Annotated in this window: 16 protein-coding genes; 9 read left to right on the top strand and 7 right to left on the bottom strand. The window is 72.3% G+C overall.

The genetic code is table 11. The features are described from left to right. Nucleotides 1-21: 21 nt before the first annotated feature. The 9 genes from QRY02_RS18515 to QRY02_RS18475 all read left to right on the top strand — a co-directional run bounded on the left by QRY02_RS18515 (nucleotide 22) and on the right by QRY02_RS18475 (nucleotide 7,365). A complete protein-coding gene (locus QRY02_RS18515; RefSeq protein ID WP_353069261.1) occupies nucleotides 22-621 on the top strand; it encodes an MFS transporter in 600 nt (199 codons plus the stop codon). Nucleotides 622-653: 32 nt separating this feature from the next. Beyond that, entirely contained in the window at nucleotides 654-1,133 is a 480-nt protein-coding gene (locus QRY02_RS18510) for a carboxymuconolactone decarboxylase family protein (protein ID WP_285992781.1), read from the top strand. A 57-nt stretch (nucleotides 1,134-1,190) separates the two neighbouring features. Next, nucleotides 1,191-1,628 (top strand): DoxX family protein, encoded by a 438-nt coding sequence (locus QRY02_RS18505; protein WP_285992780.1) that lies wholly within the window; start codon nucleotides 1,191-1,193, stop codon nucleotides 1,626-1,628. Next, nucleotides 1,625-2,293, top strand: coding sequence for an NAD(P)-dependent oxidoreductase (locus tag QRY02_RS18500; RefSeq protein ID WP_285992779.1), 669 nt, complete (start codon nucleotides 1,625-1,627; stop codon nucleotides 2,291-2,293). The genes QRY02_RS18505 and QRY02_RS18500 overlap by 4 nt, the downstream gene beginning before the upstream one ends. Nucleotides 2,294-2,606: 313 nt before the next feature. Beyond that, the gene (locus tag QRY02_RS18495) at nucleotides 2,607-4,934 is read left to right on the top strand and encodes a molybdopterin-dependent oxidoreductase (RefSeq protein ID WP_285993862.1); all 2,328 of its coding nucleotides are present in this window, start codon (nucleotides 2,607-2,609) and stop codon (nucleotides 4,932-4,934) included. Between the two features lie 64 nt (nucleotides 4,935-4,998). Next, complete coding sequence (locus tag QRY02_RS18490; protein WP_285992778.1) at nucleotides 4,999-5,550, top strand: EF-hand domain-containing protein; 552 nt, start codon at nucleotides 4,999-5,001, stop codon at nucleotides 5,548-5,550. A 488-nt stretch (nucleotides 5,551-6,038) separates the two neighbouring features. Then, a complete protein-coding gene (locus QRY02_RS18485) occupies nucleotides 6,039-6,452 on the top strand; it encodes an EF-hand domain-containing protein (protein ID WP_285992777.1) in 414 nt (137 codons plus the stop codon). Nucleotides 6,453-6,595: 143 nt separating this feature from the next. Then, on the top strand, nucleotides 6,596-6,769 hold the full coding sequence (locus QRY02_RS18480; RefSeq protein WP_285992776.1) for a hypothetical protein: 174 nt from the start codon (nucleotides 6,596-6,598) through the stop codon (nucleotides 6,767-6,769). A 29-nt stretch (nucleotides 6,770-6,798) separates the two neighbouring features. Continuing rightward, nucleotides 6,799-7,365, top strand: a complete 567-nt coding sequence (locus QRY02_RS18475; protein WP_285992775.1) for an oxygenase MpaB family protein — start codon at nucleotides 6,799-6,801, stop codon at nucleotides 7,363-7,365. Between the two features lie 121 nt (nucleotides 7,366-7,486). On the opposite strand, the gene QRY02_RS18470 is transcribed toward QRY02_RS18475, so the two are convergent. From QRY02_RS18470 to QRY02_RS18440, 7 genes are read right to left on the bottom strand one after another with little or no spacing between them, the layout of a single operon-like run. Continuing rightward, entirely contained in the window at nucleotides 7,487-8,959 is a 1,473-nt protein-coding gene (locus tag QRY02_RS18470; RefSeq protein ID WP_285992774.1) for a class I adenylate-forming enzyme family protein, read from the bottom strand. Next, the gene (locus QRY02_RS18465; protein ID WP_285992773.1) at nucleotides 8,956-10,323 is read right to left on the bottom strand and encodes a CoA transferase; all 1,368 of its coding nucleotides are present in this window, start codon (nucleotides 10,321-10,323) and stop codon (nucleotides 8,956-8,958) included. The genes QRY02_RS18470 and QRY02_RS18465 overlap by 4 nt, the downstream gene beginning before the upstream one ends. Next, nucleotides 10,320-11,105 carry a class I SAM-dependent methyltransferase gene (locus QRY02_RS18460; RefSeq protein ID WP_285992772.1) on the bottom strand — a complete coding sequence of 262 codons (786 nt, stop codon included), beginning with the start codon at nucleotides 11,103-11,105 and terminating at the stop codon, nucleotides 10,320-10,322. Before QRY02_RS18460 ends, QRY02_RS18465 begins: the two co-directional genes overlap by 4 nt. Beyond that, nucleotides 11,102-12,649, bottom strand: coding sequence for a class I adenylate-forming enzyme family protein (locus QRY02_RS18455; protein WP_285992771.1), 1,548 nt, complete (start codon nucleotides 12,647-12,649; stop codon nucleotides 11,102-11,104). The genes QRY02_RS18460 and QRY02_RS18455 overlap by 4 nt, the downstream gene beginning before the upstream one ends. Continuing rightward, nucleotides 12,646-13,944 carry an FAD-dependent oxidoreductase gene (locus QRY02_RS18450; protein ID WP_285992770.1) on the bottom strand — a complete coding sequence of 433 codons (1,299 nt, stop codon included), beginning with the start codon at nucleotides 13,942-13,944 and terminating at the stop codon, nucleotides 12,646-12,648. The genes QRY02_RS18455 and QRY02_RS18450 overlap by 4 nt, the downstream gene beginning before the upstream one ends. Further along, the gene (locus QRY02_RS18445) at nucleotides 13,941-14,858 is read right to left on the bottom strand and encodes a UbiA family prenyltransferase (protein ID WP_285992769.1); all 918 of its coding nucleotides are present in this window, start codon (nucleotides 14,856-14,858) and stop codon (nucleotides 13,941-13,943) included. The genes QRY02_RS18450 and QRY02_RS18445 overlap by 4 nt, the downstream gene beginning before the upstream one ends. Further along, entirely contained in the window at nucleotides 14,855-15,493 is a 639-nt protein-coding gene (locus tag QRY02_RS18440; RefSeq protein ID WP_285992768.1) for a class I SAM-dependent methyltransferase, read from the bottom strand. Before QRY02_RS18440 ends, QRY02_RS18445 begins: the two co-directional genes overlap by 4 nt.

The raw sequence follows: 15,493 nt of genomic DNA, 5'->3' as shown, positions 1-15,493 counted from the left end.
TCCTCCCGGGGTGGCCTGGCGTTGCGGGTGATCGCCGCCGCGCAGCTGCTGATCGTGATGGACGGCACCATCGTGACCGTCGGGCTGCCCGCCATCGCGACGGGACTGGACATCGCCGAGACCGACCTGAACCGGGTCCTGACCGCCTACGCGCCGGCGTTCGGCGGGCTGCTGCTGGCCGGCGGCCGGGCCGGCGACCTGTTCGGCCGCCGCAGGGTGTTCCGGGCGGGACTGGTGGCGTTCCTCCTCGCCGCCGCGACGCACCAAGGCGCTGGGTGTGCACGGCGCGATCGGCATCGGCCTCGGCTCCGGCGTGGCCGGCCCCTGGCTGCAGGCACGCACCTCCGCCCGGAACACCCTGGCGGCCGGCCTGATCGTCTCCGCCGTGGCCATGGGCTGGTTCAGCCTGCTCACCCTGGACCAGAACCCACTGGCCGTCCTGCTGGGACTGGCGATCCTGGCGAGCGTCGCGGCCACCGCCACCGCCGCGCAGCCGGGACCATCATCGCCGCCCTGCTCCTCCTCCGGCCACACCCGAGTCGTCCGGCGAACCCGGACAGCCCTGCGAACCGGTCGCCGGAACCGGTTACCTCCACGACCCGCCATCCGTCAGAGCAGTGACCACCCCGAGGTCCGGAAAGGACACCAGCACCATGACCAGCCACCAGTCGCGACTTCCCGACCCCGCCAAGCTCGTCCCCGAACTGGCAGAGGTCGGCGCGGCCCTGTTCAAGGTCACCGGGAACGGCTCGATCCCGCGGACCACCATCGGCCTGGTGCAGCTGCGCGCCGGTCAGATCGTCGGGAACAGCTACCTGACCGTCCTGCACACCGGCAACCTCCGCAAGGCCGGGGAAACCGACGAGCGCCTCACCGCCGTGGCTTCCTGGCAGGACGCAACCTGCTTCACCGAAGCCGAACGAATCGCGCTGGCGCTCGTGGAAGCCGTCCTCACCCCCAGCCCCCACGGCGAACGCGTGCCCGACGAGCTGTACGCCCGGGCGGCGACCCACTACGACGACAAGGCGCTCGCCACCCTGACCATGGCGATCGGCCAGGTCGGCTTCTTCATCTCCCTGGCCCTCATCGGCAAGCCGCTCGCCGGTGTCTCGCCCGCCGAGCAGTGGCGGTAGCCGGCGAATCGCGCCAAGGGCCTCACCCGCCCGTTCCCATCGAGAAAGGAAGAACCCATGCCCACCCGAGTGTGGCCACAACGGCTGCGCACCGCGTTCTACTGGTTCCTCGCCGCCGAATTCGCCCTGGGCGCCGTGACCAAGTTCTGGCCCGGCCCCACTTTCACCGGACCGGCCTACTCCGTCAAGTTCACCGACTGGGGCTACCCGTCCTGGTTCCGGTTCGTCGTCGGCGCGATCGAACTGGTCTGCGCGGTACTGCTCGTCGTTCCCGGCCGCAGGCCACGATTCCTCGCCGCGGCGACCCTGGTCCTGCTGCTCACCGCTGCGGTCACCACCCACATCGTCAACCACGACGAGCTCTACCAGAGTGTCGCGGCACCCACCCACCTGGTGATCATGGCGGCCATCGGCCTGGCGAACTGGCCCGCGGACTGGCGGGACCTGCTGCGGAGGTCACCGCGGAACCTTTCGACGGCGGGGGATCGGCTGTGAAGCTCACTGTTTTCGGTGCGAGTGGCGGCATCGGACGTCTGCTGCTCGAGCAGGCCACCGCCGCTGGACACGACGTCACCGCGGTGGTCCGCGACCCGGCGAAGGTAGCCGGGCACCCCGGGCGGGTCGTGTCGGCCGACCTGCTCACCGTTGCCCCGGCGATCCTCGCCGGCGCCGTCAGCGGTGCGGACGCGGTCGTGTCCGCAGTGGGCCCGGCGAGCAACGCCACCGCCGGAGTCGCGTCCCAGGCCACCACGAAGATCATCCGGGCGATGCGTGAGGCCGGGGTCCGCCGCCTCGTCGTGGTCAGTGCGGCCCCGGTGGGCACGGTTCCCGCGCCGGGGCGGCCCCACCCGCCCCGGCGTGACCCCGGGGACCGGTTCTTCCTCGGCGCCGTGTTGTACCCGATCCTCAAGGCCGCCCTGCGCCCGCAGTACAGCGACCTGGCCCTGATGGAGGACACCCTGCGCGACAGCGGGCTGGACTGGACCGCGGTCCGGCCGGTGCAGCTCACCGGCAAACCGCCGACCGGCCGCTACCGCACCGCACTCGACCGCAACCTCCCCGGCGGCCGGTACGTCGCCCGCGCCGACGTCGCGGCCTGTCTGCTGCGCGTCGTCGAGCAGCCGGAAACCGTCGGGCACACCGTCGGCATCGCCAACTGACTTCGGCCGAGAAGTTTCAGACGGCAGGAGAGAGCGGTCGGGGCCAGGGTGTGTCGTTCCCCGAGCCCGGGCGCACCTCAACTCGCGAGGAGGATATGTGAACCGGCCGACCGCCGACCGTCGGCCGGTTCGCCCACTGCAGCTCGTCGACCACCAGTACGACCCCTTCGGCCTGACACGCAGGGTGCTGTCGGTGGGCTGTGGTTGCGCGGTCTGGGTGCCGGGGAGCGAAGGTCGACGTCCGTCTCGCCCCGACCGGGTACCGTGAGAGCCACGTCACACCAGGGCACCTCAGAGGTGGAGTTGATGCGTGATGGAGCGACGCGTGCCGGTGGCGACGCACTGGGGTAGTTTCGTCGCCGTCGTCGATTCCGGCCGGTTGGTGCGCATCGAGCCGAGGCACGATGACCCCGCGCCGTCGCCCATCGGCCCCGGAATGGTGACTGCCGCCGACGACCGCGCTCGCGTGCTGCGCCCCGCCGTGCGCAAGGGCTGGCTGAACGGCGATCCCCGATCCCACGGCGCAGCCAGAGGCACGGACGCCTTCGTGGAGGTGAGCTGGGACCAGGCGATCACCCTGGTGAGCGAGGAACTGCGTCGAGTTCGTGCCCGGTACGGGGACAGCGCGGTCTTCGGCGGGTCCTACGGTTGGGCGAGTGCGGGCAGGTTCCACAACGCGCAGGGGCAGCTCCACCGGTTCCTGGCGTTGGGCGGGGGCTACACCGACTCCCGCAACACCTACAGCACCGCGGCTCTGGAGGTCATCCTCCCGCACGTGATCGGCGGTCACCCGTGGAGCTACCAGAGCCGGATGCCGATGTGGGACGAAATAGCCGCGAACTGCGAGCTGGTCGTGGCATTCGGCGGACTCGCCCTCAAGAACAGCCAGATCAACCCCGGCGGGCTGGTCAAGCACCGGACGCAGGAGCTGCAACGCCGGTGCCGTGCGGCCGGGGTGCGGTTCGTGAACATCAGCCCCATCCGCAGCGACGTCGCCGGCTTCCTCGACGCCGAGTGGCTGCCCGTCGTCCCCAACACCGACACCGCCGCGATGCTCGGCATCGCCCACACGATGCTGGTCAACGGGTGGCACGACGAGGACTTCCTGCGCCGGTGCTGCGCCGGGTTCGACCGCTTCGCCGCTTACCTGCTCGGCGAGCTCGACGGCGTTCCGAAGGACGCCGCCTGGGCGGCGGAGATCACGGGCATCGATCGTGCCGCTCTCGTCGACCTCGCTCGCCGCCTCACCAGCCGGCGTTCCCTCGTCATGGTCAACTACGCGGTGCAGCGGGGAGACCACGGCGAACAACCGGTCTGGATGTCGGTCGTGCTGGCCGCCATGGCGGGTTCGATGGGGCGGCCCGGGTGCGGCTGGGGCACGGGTTACGCGACGATGGACGCGACGGGCGTGGCCCCGGACCGCGCCTTCGTGGCGTCGGTACCGGAGGTGGCCAACCCGGTCCCGGACTTCATCCCGGTCGCGAGGATCGCCGATACCCTGCTGCGTCCGGGCGAGGTAATCGACTACGACGGCCGGCGCCTCACCTTGCCCGAGCTCCGCCTGATCTACTGGTGCGGCGGGAACCCGTTCCACCACCACCAGGACCTCCATCGGCTGGCCCGCGCCTGGCAGCTGCCGGACACCGTGGTGGTGCACGAAGCCTGGTGGAACACGTCGGCGAAGTTCGCCGACATCGTCCTGCCCGTCGCCACCAGCCTGGAGCGGGACGACTTCGCCGCCGGGTTCTCCGATCCCCACCTCGTCGCGATGCCGAAAGTCCGGGAGCCGGCGGGTGAGTCGCGTACCGATCACGAGATTTTCGCTGCCCTGGCTTCCCGGCTCGGATTCGAGCGGGAATTCACGGAGTCGCGTTCGGAGATCGAATGGGTCCGGCACCTTTACGAGCAGACGAGGGACAAGCTCGGCGGCGATGCCGCCTTGCCGGCCTTCGACGAGTTCTGGGAGAGTTCCGGCGCTGAGCTGCCGGCGTCGACCGGCCCCTATCCCGGCAGTTTCGAAGCCCTCCGCTCGGACCCGCAGCGGTTCCCCCTGACGACGCCGTCGGGCCGGATCGAGATCTTCTCCGAGGAGATCGACTCGTTCGGTTACGACGACTGCGCCGGGCACCCGAAGTGGTTCGAGCCGGCGGAGTGGCTGCGTGCCGATCTGTCGGACCGGTTCCCGCTGCACCTGATCTCGAACCAGCCCGCCTCACGCCTGCACAGCCAATACGACAACGGCGGCCACAGCCTCGGCTCGAAGATCCGTGGCCGGGAGCCGGTGACGATCAACCGGTCGGACGCCGCTTCACGCGGCATCGAGAGCGGCATGATCGTGCGCGTCCACAACGACCGCGGCAGCTGTCTCGCGGGCGCGGTCCTGTCGGACGACGTCATGCCGGGCGTCGTGCAACTGTCGACGGGAGCGTGGTGGGATCCGGTTCAGCCGGGGCAGCACGGAACACTGGACCGCCACGGCAACCCGAACGTTCTCACTGCGGACCGGCCGTGCTCGCGCCTGTCCCAAGGACCGAGTGCTCTCAGCGCGCTGGTCGACGTCGAGCGCTACGACGGCCCCCTGCCCGATGTGCTCGCCTTCGCGCCACCGGGCCTGGCACCCGGTAGTCACCCGAACGAATGATCCGATTCCCTCCTTGGGGGACGCTGCTGGACATCACGTAAGGGCGTGCATACGTTGCGGGCCCATGACCGAAATTCGGGATCTCAAGTACCGCCAGTGGTTCAAGGGCGCGGACATCGACGGCGATGGGGTGATCACCCGTCAGGACGTCCGGTTGATGGGCGAGCGCTACATCGCGGCCCGGGGTGCCGCGCCCGAGGCCGTGACCGCCCGCCGGCTGACCGAAGGACTGGACGCGTTCTGGGCCAACGTGATCGCGCCGATGGACCAGGACGGCGACGGCAAAGTCGATCTGCGGGAGATGACCGAGGGGTTCCGGCGGGCGCTGACCGATCCCGCCCTGTACCCGCAGCAGGTCGGCCCGGTGGCCGACTGCTACTTCGACCTGATCGACCTCGACGGCGACGACCGGGTCGACCAGGCGGAGTTCGGGGAGATCTTCGGCCTGGCGGGCAACGTGTCCACTGAGGACTGTTCGGCGGTCTTCGCCGCGTTGGACGTGGACGGCTCTGGCGAGCTGGATCGCGCGGAGTTCCACCAGGCGCTGGAGGAGTTCTTCTACGGTGACAACCCGGACGCCCCCGCTGCGCACCTGTTCGGCAAGATCGCCGGCTGACCGGCCGGGCACCCACTCCCCTCCCGGTCTCCCGGCCCGAACTCCGGGCCTCGGGCTGACCCCGTTCGACCACGCCCGGGCGGCGCAGTAGGCCTGCTCTCATAGCGGCTGTGGCGTCCTGCCGAATCTGACCAGCGGTGGCGGGATGCGGGAATCACCCGGCCCGGGCATTGCGGCACTCAGCCGGCGCTGCGAATGTTCGGGTCGGCTCTGGTGGTCGGCACTCGGCAGCGGAGGAACGTGGATGACGGCGGGCGCGAACGTCAAGACGGACAGGCAGTGGACGGCGTAACTGCGTCTGTGCTGGGCCCGTGGGGCCGACCGATGAGAGAAAGGCTGCTCGTGCACGTTTCGGAGTTCCTGGACCGAAAGCTGTCCCGTCGCTTCCGCACTATGACCGCGACGGCGACGGCTTCGTCGACCGGAACGACTTCGTCAGCGCGGCTGCGCAGCTCGGAGCGGAATTCGGGCATGCCACGGACTCCCCGGTGCAGCAGCGGATGACCACGCTGTGCCTCGGAGTGTGGGACCACCTGGTGAAAGTCGCGGACGTCGACGGTGACGAGCGGATTGGCGAGGCGGAGTACAAGGCCGCGTTCGCCGCCGGGATGCTGGAGACACCGGCTGCGTTCGACTCCGGCTACCAGCCCTTCCTCGCCGCCATCATGGACATCGCCGACGCCGACCACGACGGCCGGCTGACCGAGGACGACGAGGTGCGCTGGACCGGTGCGCTGATGGGCCTGCCCGAGGCCGACGCCCGGGCGGCGTTCCACCACCTGGACCGCGACGGCGACGGGTACATCACGACCGGCGACCTGCTGGCGGCCATCCGCGCCTACTACTTCGACGAGGCTCCCGGCTCGGCGGGCAGCTGGCTCCTCGGCCCCCTGGACCGGTGACGCAGCTCGTAGCCGCCCGGGGTCACGGGCAGTGATCACGTTTCCACCAGATCGAGGCGTGGCCGTGCCCGAACGGCGCTAGCGCCGAATTCGGCTTTCGATGAGGCTGACCCGGTGTCGGAAAGCTCGATCGGGCGGGCGTGGTGAACGAGGTTCTGGCCCAGTTCCGGGACAACGATCAGCCCATTCCGGAGGATTTGCCGGAGTCGGTGCGGCGTTATCTGATCGACACGGCCGTCCCGCCGGGCTGGGCGGATCTGGGCCGGGTCGCGGATGCGTACGAGTTCTTCGTGGACGATGCCGGGTCCTGTCGCTGACGCATCGGCTGAACCAGCCGCATCGGCGGTTGTCGGAGACCTCGCAGTTCGTGTTGCACCTGATGGGCCCGGATCCGTTCGGCTCGGGCGGCAGCTTCGCGCCCACCATCCAGAAGACCCGGCTGATCCACGCCGCGGTGCGGTACTTCATCACCCGCTCCGGTGAATGGGACCTCGAGGCGGACGGCGTCCCGTTGTGCCAGCAGGACATGCTCGGTGCGCTGCTGATCTTTTCGGTGCAGGTCACCGACGGGATGCGCCGGATCGGGATCTCGGTGACCAAGCGCGAGGCCGAGGACTACTACTACATCTGGCGGGTGACCGGCGCGATGCTCGGCATCCCGGCCGAGGCCATGCCCGAAACGCTGACGGCTGCCCGGGAACTGAACGCGGAGCTCGTCGAGGGGACCTACGGCCCGTCGGCCGAGGGGATCGAGCTGCCCCGCAACCTCCTGCGCCTGTACGAGGAAATGGTGCCGGGCAAGGCGTTCGACGGGGTGGTCGCGGCGATGGTCCGCCAGGTCGTCACCGAGGAGGTCGCCGGCTGGCTCGAAGTGCCGAGCTCGCGCTGCCCGGTAGCGCACCAGCGGACATAGCACCGCGGCAGCTTCCGGAACTGGTGGAGCATCAGGTTGGCCCAGTGGTGATCGCCAGGCGGTTGAAGGCGTTCACGACGACGGCGACCCACCGCAGTTGCCGAGTGCGGGTCGAGGGCGGTCATCGTTGTCCGTGGTGTGCGGTGGCGAGGTCGGCGAGCGTGCGGAGGCAGACCTTTCCGGTGTGGGTCAGGGGAAGCCGGGCGAGGACGAGCAGGCGTTCGGGGAGTTTGGGCGGGGTGATGCCGCCGTCGGTGCGCAGGAACGTGGTCAGCGCGGTGAGGTCGGGAACCGGGTGGCCGGCGCGGACGGTGACGCACGCGCACAGCCGCTCGCCGAGGTCGCGGTCGGGCACGGGCACGCACGCCGCCTCGGCGATGGCGGGGTGGCCCGTCAGCGCGGACTCGACTTCGGCGGGGCTGATGGTGTAGCCGCCGCGGATGACGACGCGTTTGATGCGCCGCAGGACGTGCAGCGTGCCGTCGGTGTCGAAGCTTCCCCGGTCGCCGGTGCGGACCCAGCCGCCGGGGAGCCGGGGTGGTCCGGCGCCGACGTGGTCGAGCGGGGTCATGGGCCCCAGGGCGCAGATCTCGCCGGCCACGATCCGGATGCCGGTCACGGCCGGGTCGGGACGGCCCACTCCGTGCTCGGGGGTGGTGGTGTGGCAGTTGACCCCGTCGGAGGAGCCGTAAACGTTGACCACGTCGACGCCGAACACCTCGCGGCACCGCCGCAGGGTGTCCGCCGGCAGCACGTCACCGCTGGACACGACGGCGCGCAGCGACGAGGTGTCGAAGTCCGCCGCGTGTTCGGCGAGGCGACGCAGCATGGTGGGCACGCCGAACACGTGGGTGGGCCGGTGCTCGGCGATGGCCCGCAGTGCGTCCAGGGCGTCGAACCGCGGGCGCAGCAGCAGTGTCCCGCCGAAGCGGCACAGGGTGATGGTGGCCCCGAACGACCCGTAGGCCGAGGACAGCGGCACGAGCACGAGGTCCCGCCACACCGGGGTGTCGCCGTGCACGGCGCGCAGGTAGTTGCCGCGGCCGCCGGCGAAAGCGTTGTGGGAATAGGCGACGAGCTTCGGCTCGGCTTCCGAACCGGAGGAAACGAGCAGTCTCGCCGGGGACTCCGGGTCCACGGCGACCGGTTCCCACCCCTCGCCCCGGGCGCGGGGTGACACGGTCGGCCACGGCAGGTCGTCGTCGGTGATCAGCGACGCGGCGCGGGCCCGGCCCAAAAGCTTCAGTGCGTCGGCCCGTCCTCCCGTGAACGGCAGGGCGACCGCGCCGCACGCGGCCACGGCGAGCTCCGCGATCACCGCGTCGCGGCCGTTGGGCACGCGGACGCCGACGATGTCGCCCGGCCGGGCCGCCAGCGCGCCTGCCAGTCCCCGCACCTGCTCGGCCAGCTCGGCGTAGGTGAGCCTCCCGCGGTCGTCGACGACGGCGACCCGGCCGGGATGGTGGTCGACCCGGTCTCGCAGCAGCGAGTGCAGGTCCCGGTCGGGGCAGTGCCCGGCGCGGACCCAGGCACGCCTCGCCTCGGCCGGCACCCGGTCGGTGAGCACGATCCCGTTGCGCGAGAGCCACGTCATCGGAAGAACTCCCAGGGGGAACCCGGCAGCACGCACCGCTCCCGGACGAGGGCCCGCGCGAACCGCGGGTCGCGGCCCAGCGCCGCGAGGTCGGTGCACACCGGCACGGTCGGCGCGGATGTGTCACGGTGCCGGGTGAGCGCGTTGAGGTGCGAGGCGGCGGACAGCAGCGACGACGCCACAGTCTGGCCGCGCAGGGTGCGTTCGCGGCGCAGCAGCGCGTCCACCACGGCGTGGGCGGCGACCACCCCGGCGAACACGTCCACGACGGTCATGGGCGATGCTGGCACGCCCGCGTGGGCCTGGACGACGAAGTCGGTGCCCAGCGGCGGTTCGGGACCGAGTTCGTCGCCCCAGCCGGAGGCGTGCGCGTACACCAGGCCGTCCGGGAAGTCTTCGGCTCGCAGGCCCCAGCGGGCGGCTTTGCCCGGCGCCCAGTTGTGCACGAACACGTCTGCCGCCGCGGCGAGGTCGAGCACCTCGTCCCGCCCGGTGCGCAGGTCGATCTCGACCACGGCCTTGCCTCGGTTGAGGGCGAGGAACCGGGCGGAGGTGTCCCCGGCCATCGGCGGCACCCAGCGCAGCGGGTCGCCACCGGGCGGCTCGATGCGCACCACGGTCGCTCCGAGCATCCCCAGCAGGTGCCCGGCCAGCGGTCCCTGCACGCGCCGGCACGATTCCAGCACGACGATGCCGGACAGCGGCAGCTCCCCGGCCGAGGGGACCTCGGGCCGGGCGTTCCCGCGCGGGGAGATCCGGTAGGCGGGCAGGCTGTCCAGCACCCGCTCCGCCCGGACGACCAGGGTCATGCCCACCCGTCGAGCGGTGGTCTCCAAGAGTGCGAGCGGGAAGCGGGCCGCGGAAGCGGCGAACTCGGGCGGCAGCGGGCAGGTGGCGGTGGCGAAGCGGTGCAGGAAGGGGCGCCAGCCCCGTTCGACGGCCCGGGCCGGGACACCCAGCTCGGTCCAGAACCCTTGCCACGGAACGGGATCCAGTGCCTCCACCTCGAACACCACGCCGTCGGACGACCGGAACGGCGGCCCCGCGCCGGCCTGCCACTCGTCGGGTTCGTCGGCGGTCGCGGCCGCCAGGTACTGCGAGACCGCGAGCAGTGCGGCCTGCGCGACGGAAGTGGTGTGCCCGGCGAGCGGTACGCCGCGGGTGCGCCCCAGTTCGACGGCGAGCGCCCCGATTGCGGACAGTTCGACGGCGACGGCGCGGGCGTAGTCCAGCCCGAGCGGCGCGGGACGGCCGAGGTGCCGGCCGTGGACGTGCATCAGCCCGCACGCCGCCTGCACGTCGGGTTCTCCGCGCAGCGGGAGGTCGACGGGTCCGCTCCAGCTCGGCGCGTCGACGGCGGTCATGCCGGGCGCCGGCCCTGGACGGTGTAGAAGACGCAGGACGTGGCGCGGAACGCGGGGTGCGTCATCGCGGTGCGGGCGGTCTGCAGGCCGGTGTCGGTGGCGCCCGCGGCGAGCAGCTTTTCGCGGAGGTGATGGGTGTGGTGGACCAGCAGGTGCAGTCCGGGGGAGTCCGCGTTCCACTGCTGCACCACCGGTACCGGGTCCACCTCCAGCAGGCCGGCGGCGACCATCGAGGCGGCGACGCGGCGGCCCCAGCGGCAGTCCGCGCCCGTCGCGTCGAACATGCGCTCCTTGGCGGCCAGGAAATCCTCGTAGGCGGCGGCGTGTCCGGGGTCGGCGGCCAGCAGCACCGGTCCGTAGGCGAGGTCGAACTCGTCCAGCTGCAGCACACCGCCGGGCTTGAGGGCGCGGACGAGCTTGCGCAGCACCTGTTCGCGCTCGGGCAGGTGCAGCAGCACGAGACGGGCGTGGACGAGGTCGAACCCGGCTTCGGGCAGCGGGTCGTGGACGACGTCGTGCCGCAGCACGGTCAGCCCCTCGGCGGGCGGGACGTGCTCAGGCTTGACGTCGGTGGCGACGACCGACGCGCCGCGATCGGCGAGCCAGTGCGCGACGCTGCCGCCACCGGCGCCGACCTCCAGGCACCGCCACCCCGGTCCGACGCCGGTGCGCTCCAGCCGCGCGAGCGTCGTGGGGTCGTAGGCGGCGGCCAGGCAGCGGTGCTGCTCGGTGGCGTGCACGCTGTGGTTGTCGAAGGCGTAGCCCTCTTGGATCGTGGTCATGTCCACCTTCCGGTGCCGTGGGTGCCGGTGTGCCCGGCGATGCGGGTGAGCAGTTCGCGGCGGCGCACCTTGCCGGTGCCGGTGCGCGGGAGGTCGTCCCAGGTGACGACGCGCGGGGGCGCCAGCGACGGCAGGCCGGCGACGGCGGACCTCCAGCGCTGCGGGTCGAGGTGCCCGTCGGCGGTGACGACGACCGGGACGGGTGGGCGGCCCGGGGTGCCCAGGACGACGCACTCGACCACCTCGGGCAGCCGGTCCTCGAGCACGTCCTCGGTCTGCAGGCAGCTCAGGCCGGGCACGGTGTCGACCTCGCGGTCGAGCAGCAGCACGGCCCCGCTGCGAGTGCGGACGCCGAGGTCTCCGGTGTTCCACCAGCCGTCGCTGTTCTTGTCCTGCCAGCGGTCCTGCTCGCCCACGTAGCCGGCGCAGAGGGCCTTGGTCCGGGCCAGCACGAGTCCCGGCCGCCCGCGAGGCACCGGCCGGAACGTCTCGGCGTCCACGACCGCGAGCTTCGCCCGGCTCGGCAGCGGGCGGCCGAGGTGGCGGGCGTGGGTGGCGCGGTCGACGGCGGCGCGGGTGAGGAAGCGGAAGGTCAGCGGCCCGGTTTCGGTCTGCCCCCAGCCCTGCATCCACAGTGGACGGCGGCGGCGCGACGCGTGGAGCATGGTGCGCACGACGGGCGGGTGCACGGCGTCGTAGGTGCTGACGAACAGGCGTACGTCACGGAAGGGGTTGTCCGCCCCGCGCGCCAGGGGGCGCCACCGCACGTAGGCGGAGGGCAGGGCTTCGATGGTGGTGGGCGGGTGGGCGCCGAGCACTTCCCGGGCCGAGGCGGGGTCCGACAGCAGCACGATCTTGCGCGGGGCGAGGCAGAACACGCTGCCGGTCCAGCAGAAGGGGCGGCCGTGGGCGTAGGAGGAGGCGTTGGCGACGACGTCGTCGCGGCGGGTGCCCACGACCGGGACGCGCAGCGCCTCGAACCGGGCGAGCCGGTCGATGATGGTGCGCGTGGTGTGGACGACCAGCTTGGGGGTGCCCGTGGTGCCGGAGGTGTGGTTGATCACCAGCGGGTCGTCGTCGGGCCGGTGCCGGGGCGCGGGGGCCCGGGTGCCCCGCACGTCGTCGAGCGCGAGTTCCCCCGCGACGGGGGTGGCCAGGGACAGCACGCGGCGGGCGTGGTGCGCCGGGACGGGCCGGTCGGTGACGAGGACCGCCGGCTTCAGGCGCTCGAGCAGCGTTTCCAGGACGTCGCCGGGCAGCTCGCCCGACAGCAGGGCGGGTACGGCGCCGAGCCGGATCGCCGCGCAGGCGAGCAGGTCGTAGTCGTAGTGGTTGCGTTTGACCACCGCGACCCGCTCGCCCGGGCGGGTCCCGGCGGCGTGCAGCCAGCCCGCGGCCTCTTCCACGAGGCCGGCCAGCTGGGGCACGGTGAATTCGGTGCCCCGGCCGGGCGCGATGTCGAAGGGCCGGTCGAGCACGACGGTGGTGTGCGTGCGGCGCGCGGCGACCTCGTCGAACAGGGTGCCCATGTCGTGGGGTCTCATACGGGTTCCCTCCTGGCGGGGTGGGTGGAGAGCAGCCGGGCGGCGGCGCGCTGCCCGGAGCGCACGGCCGCCTCGCTGCACGGCACGAGCCCGGTCCAGTCGCCGGCGTACTCGACCGCCGAGACGGGCCGGGCGGCGAAGGCGGCGCGCAGGGCCAAGGCACGCGGGGTGGCTTCGGGCAGGGCGTCGCGAAAGCGGGTGACCGGGACGCCGGTGGCCGTGCGCAGCGCGGGGAGGAACCGCTGGCCCGCGCCGGACAGCACGGCGGCCACCTCGGCGTCTGTGGCGTCGAGCAGGTCGGGAGCGACGGCGGGATTCGCCATCACCGTGACCAGGCCCCGTCCGGCGGGTGCCCGCCCCGGGTGCTTGACGTGGTCGAGGATGAGCGTGGACACCACCCGGTCCTCCGCGTCGGGGACGACGATCGCGTAAGAACGCGATGCCGGACGGGTCGGCAGCAGGAAGTGGGCCTTGACCACCGGGGTGAACGTGGCGGCGGCGAGGAACTCCGCGTCCTGGGCGGGGGCGTCGAGGTGCAGGACGCGGGCCACCGGTGCGGGCACGGCGAGCACGACCTGCCGCGCGCGAATCCGGTCGTCGCCGCAGAGCACCACGACCGATCCGGACTCCGGCACCACGCCGTCGACCCGGACGCCGGTGGTGACGTCCAGGGACGCGGCCAAGGCGCGCGCGAAGGTGTCCATGCCGTCGCGGTAGGTGCGCCAGGTGTTCGCCGGTCCGGCGGCGGCCAGCAGCGCGAGCAGCGGCGCCGCGGCCGAACGCTCGGGCCGCCAGCCGAAGAACCCGGACACGACCGGCTGGCAGAGGTAGTCCAGCACGTCGGGGTGGAAGGCCCCGGCGAACTCCGCGACCGTGCCGAGGGCGGCCCGTTCCGGGTGGTCGAAGTCCGGGCGCACCCGCAGCAGCCGCAGCAGGTCCAGCCGGGCGCGCGGGCCCAGGCCGGCCCCGGTGAGCAGTCCGCGGGGGTGGGCGAGCCCCGGCCGCGCGCGGCCGCCGCGCCACACGGCGAGGTGGCGCCCGATGCGGGGCACGGCCGCCCGGTCCACACCCAGCTGCCCGAGCAGCTCCCACGTGGCCGGGTAGCCCCGTTCGGGCACCTGCTCGGCCCCGGTGTCGACGAGGAACCCGCCGGTGCGCAGGGTCCGCATCCGGCCGCCCACGGCGTCGGCGGCCTCCAGCACGCGCACCGAGCGGCCGGCGAGGCGCAGCGCGTGCGCGGCGGCCAGTCCGGCGATGCCGGCCCCGATGACGACGACGTCCTCTTCGGCGCTCACAGCAGGTTCACCACGACCAGCGCCACCACGGTGACGCGGTGGATGCGGATGCCCAGGAGGCGGGCGCGCAGGATGTCCCCCTGGCCGAAGGCGATGCGCAGCTGGAGGGCCCGCAGCAGGAGCGTCGGCAGCAGCGCCACCGGGAACCACCACACGGTGCCCACCCACGGCCCGCAGACGATCAGCGCCGCCTCCACGGCCGTGACGGCGAAGATGAAGCGCATGTTCCCGCGCGGCGAGGTGAGCGCGGCGACGGTGGGCCGGCCCACCCGGCGGTCGCCCTTGATGTCGTTGGTGTTGGAGTAGACGCCGAACAGCAGCGGCCCCAGGCCGAACAGCAGCGCCTGCACGACGACGTTGCCGTCGAGCGAGCCCACGGCCAGCCCGTAGGGCGCCAGCACGAGCGCCCAGCCCAGGGCGGCGATGAAGAACTCCTGGAAGCCGTGGTAGCTGAGCTTGACACCCCAGGAGTACTGCACGGAAAAGAAGTAGGTGACGCCGATCAGCACAACCGTCCACAAAGGAGTGTGCGGTGCGGTGACCATCGCCGCGATCCACAGCAGCGCCCCGATGATCCCGGTGACCCACGCGAACCGCAGCACCTGGTCCTCGGTCAGCGTCCCGGCGACGAGCGGCTTGCGGTAGCGGCGGCGCTTGCGGTCGTCGGGGGCGTAGTTGGCGACGTCGCTGCCGTCGCGGAAGCCGGTGAGGTCGTCCAGGGCCACCATCGCGGCGATGACGAACACCTCGCCGAGCAGGAACAGCCCGCCGGTGGCGAGCACACCGCCGTCGAAGCGCAGCGCGGTGGGCAGCAGCGTCCCGACGACCAGGACACCGAGGTAGTAGTCGACGATGTCGAGCTTGGCCAGCCGGACGTAGGCGCGGGTGGTGGTGGAGGTGATCGAGGTGGTCACCGGTGCCCCTCCAGGGCGATCAGGGCGGCGAAGGACCGGTCGCCGCCGTAGAACACCTCACGCCGCTCGACCAGCCGGGCACCCGGCAGCAGCTCCAGGTAGGCGTCCAGGTCGCGCAGCCGCGAGTACTCGCCCACCGGGATGTCGGCGTGCTCGTACTCCACGAGCACCAGGTGCCGGGCCGAGGCGGCGATGCGGCGGCACGCTTCGGCGAGGTCGTCCTCGCCGAGCACGTGCATGAGGACCCACACGCACACAGCGACGTCGAACGGCTCTTCGGGTACCGGCAGCTGCTGGACGGCGGCGTGCGCGAACCGCACATGCGGCAGGCCGGCGCACTCGGCGCGGGCGAGGTCGAGCATCCGGGGCGTCAGGTCCACGGCCAGCACGTCACGGGCCTGCGCGGCGATGGTGGGGGTGAGCCTGCCCATGCCGCAGCCGATCTCCAGTGCGGTGCGGGGCGCGACCGCCCGGAGGTACTCGGTGACGATCGCGCGGGTGCGTTCGGTGGTGGTCCCGGCGAGGCCGGCGGGCTGGGACGCGCGCATGACGCGCGTCAGGCCGGGGCGCGCGGCCCGGCGGTGCCACTCCAGGGCGACGGCGTCGGCGGTGGGAGCGGGGGTGGTGTGCGGCAT

Origin of the sequence: Amycolatopsis sp. DG1A-15b, assembly GCF_030285645.1 — a bacterium.
In the GTDB taxonomy this organism is placed as follows: domain Bacteria; phylum Actinomycetota; class Actinomycetes; order Mycobacteriales; family Pseudonocardiaceae; genus Amycolatopsis.
Note: the sequence above shows the minus strand (reverse complement) of the source record. Positions and strands in the feature narration are given on the sequence as shown.

Coding starts and splice junctions, on each gene's coding strand:
- QRY02_RS18510 (WP_285992781.1), top strand. CDS start 654: ATGACCAGCCACCAGTCGCGACTTCCCGACCCCGCCAAGCTCGTCCCC.
- QRY02_RS18490 (WP_285992778.1), top strand. CDS start 4,999: ATGACCGAAATTCGGGATCTCAAGTACCGCCAGTGGTTCAAGGGCGCG.
- QRY02_RS18465 (WP_285992773.1), bottom strand. CDS start 10,323: ATGACCGCCGTCGACGCGCCGAGCTGGAGCGGACCCGTCGACCTCCCG.
- QRY02_RS18470 (WP_285992774.1), bottom strand. CDS start 8,959: ATGACGTGGCTCTCGCGCAACGGGATCGTGCTCACCGACCGGGTGCCG.
- QRY02_RS18455 (WP_285992771.1), bottom strand. CDS start 12,649: ATGAGACCCCACGACATGGGCACCCTGTTCGACGAGGTCGCCGCGCGC.
- QRY02_RS18440 (WP_285992768.1), bottom strand. CDS start 15,493: ATGCCGCACACCACCCCCGCTCCCACCGCCGACGCCGTCGCCCTGGAG.
- QRY02_RS18495 (WP_285993862.1), top strand. CDS start 2,607: ATGGAGCGACGCGTGCCGGTGGCGACGCACTGGGGTAGTTTCGTCGCC.
- QRY02_RS18505 (WP_285992780.1), top strand. CDS start 1,191: ATGCCCACCCGAGTGTGGCCACAACGGCTGCGCACCGCGTTCTACTGG.
- QRY02_RS18460 (WP_285992772.1), bottom strand. CDS start 11,105: ATGACCACGATCCAAGAGGGCTACGCCTTCGACAACCACAGCGTGCAC.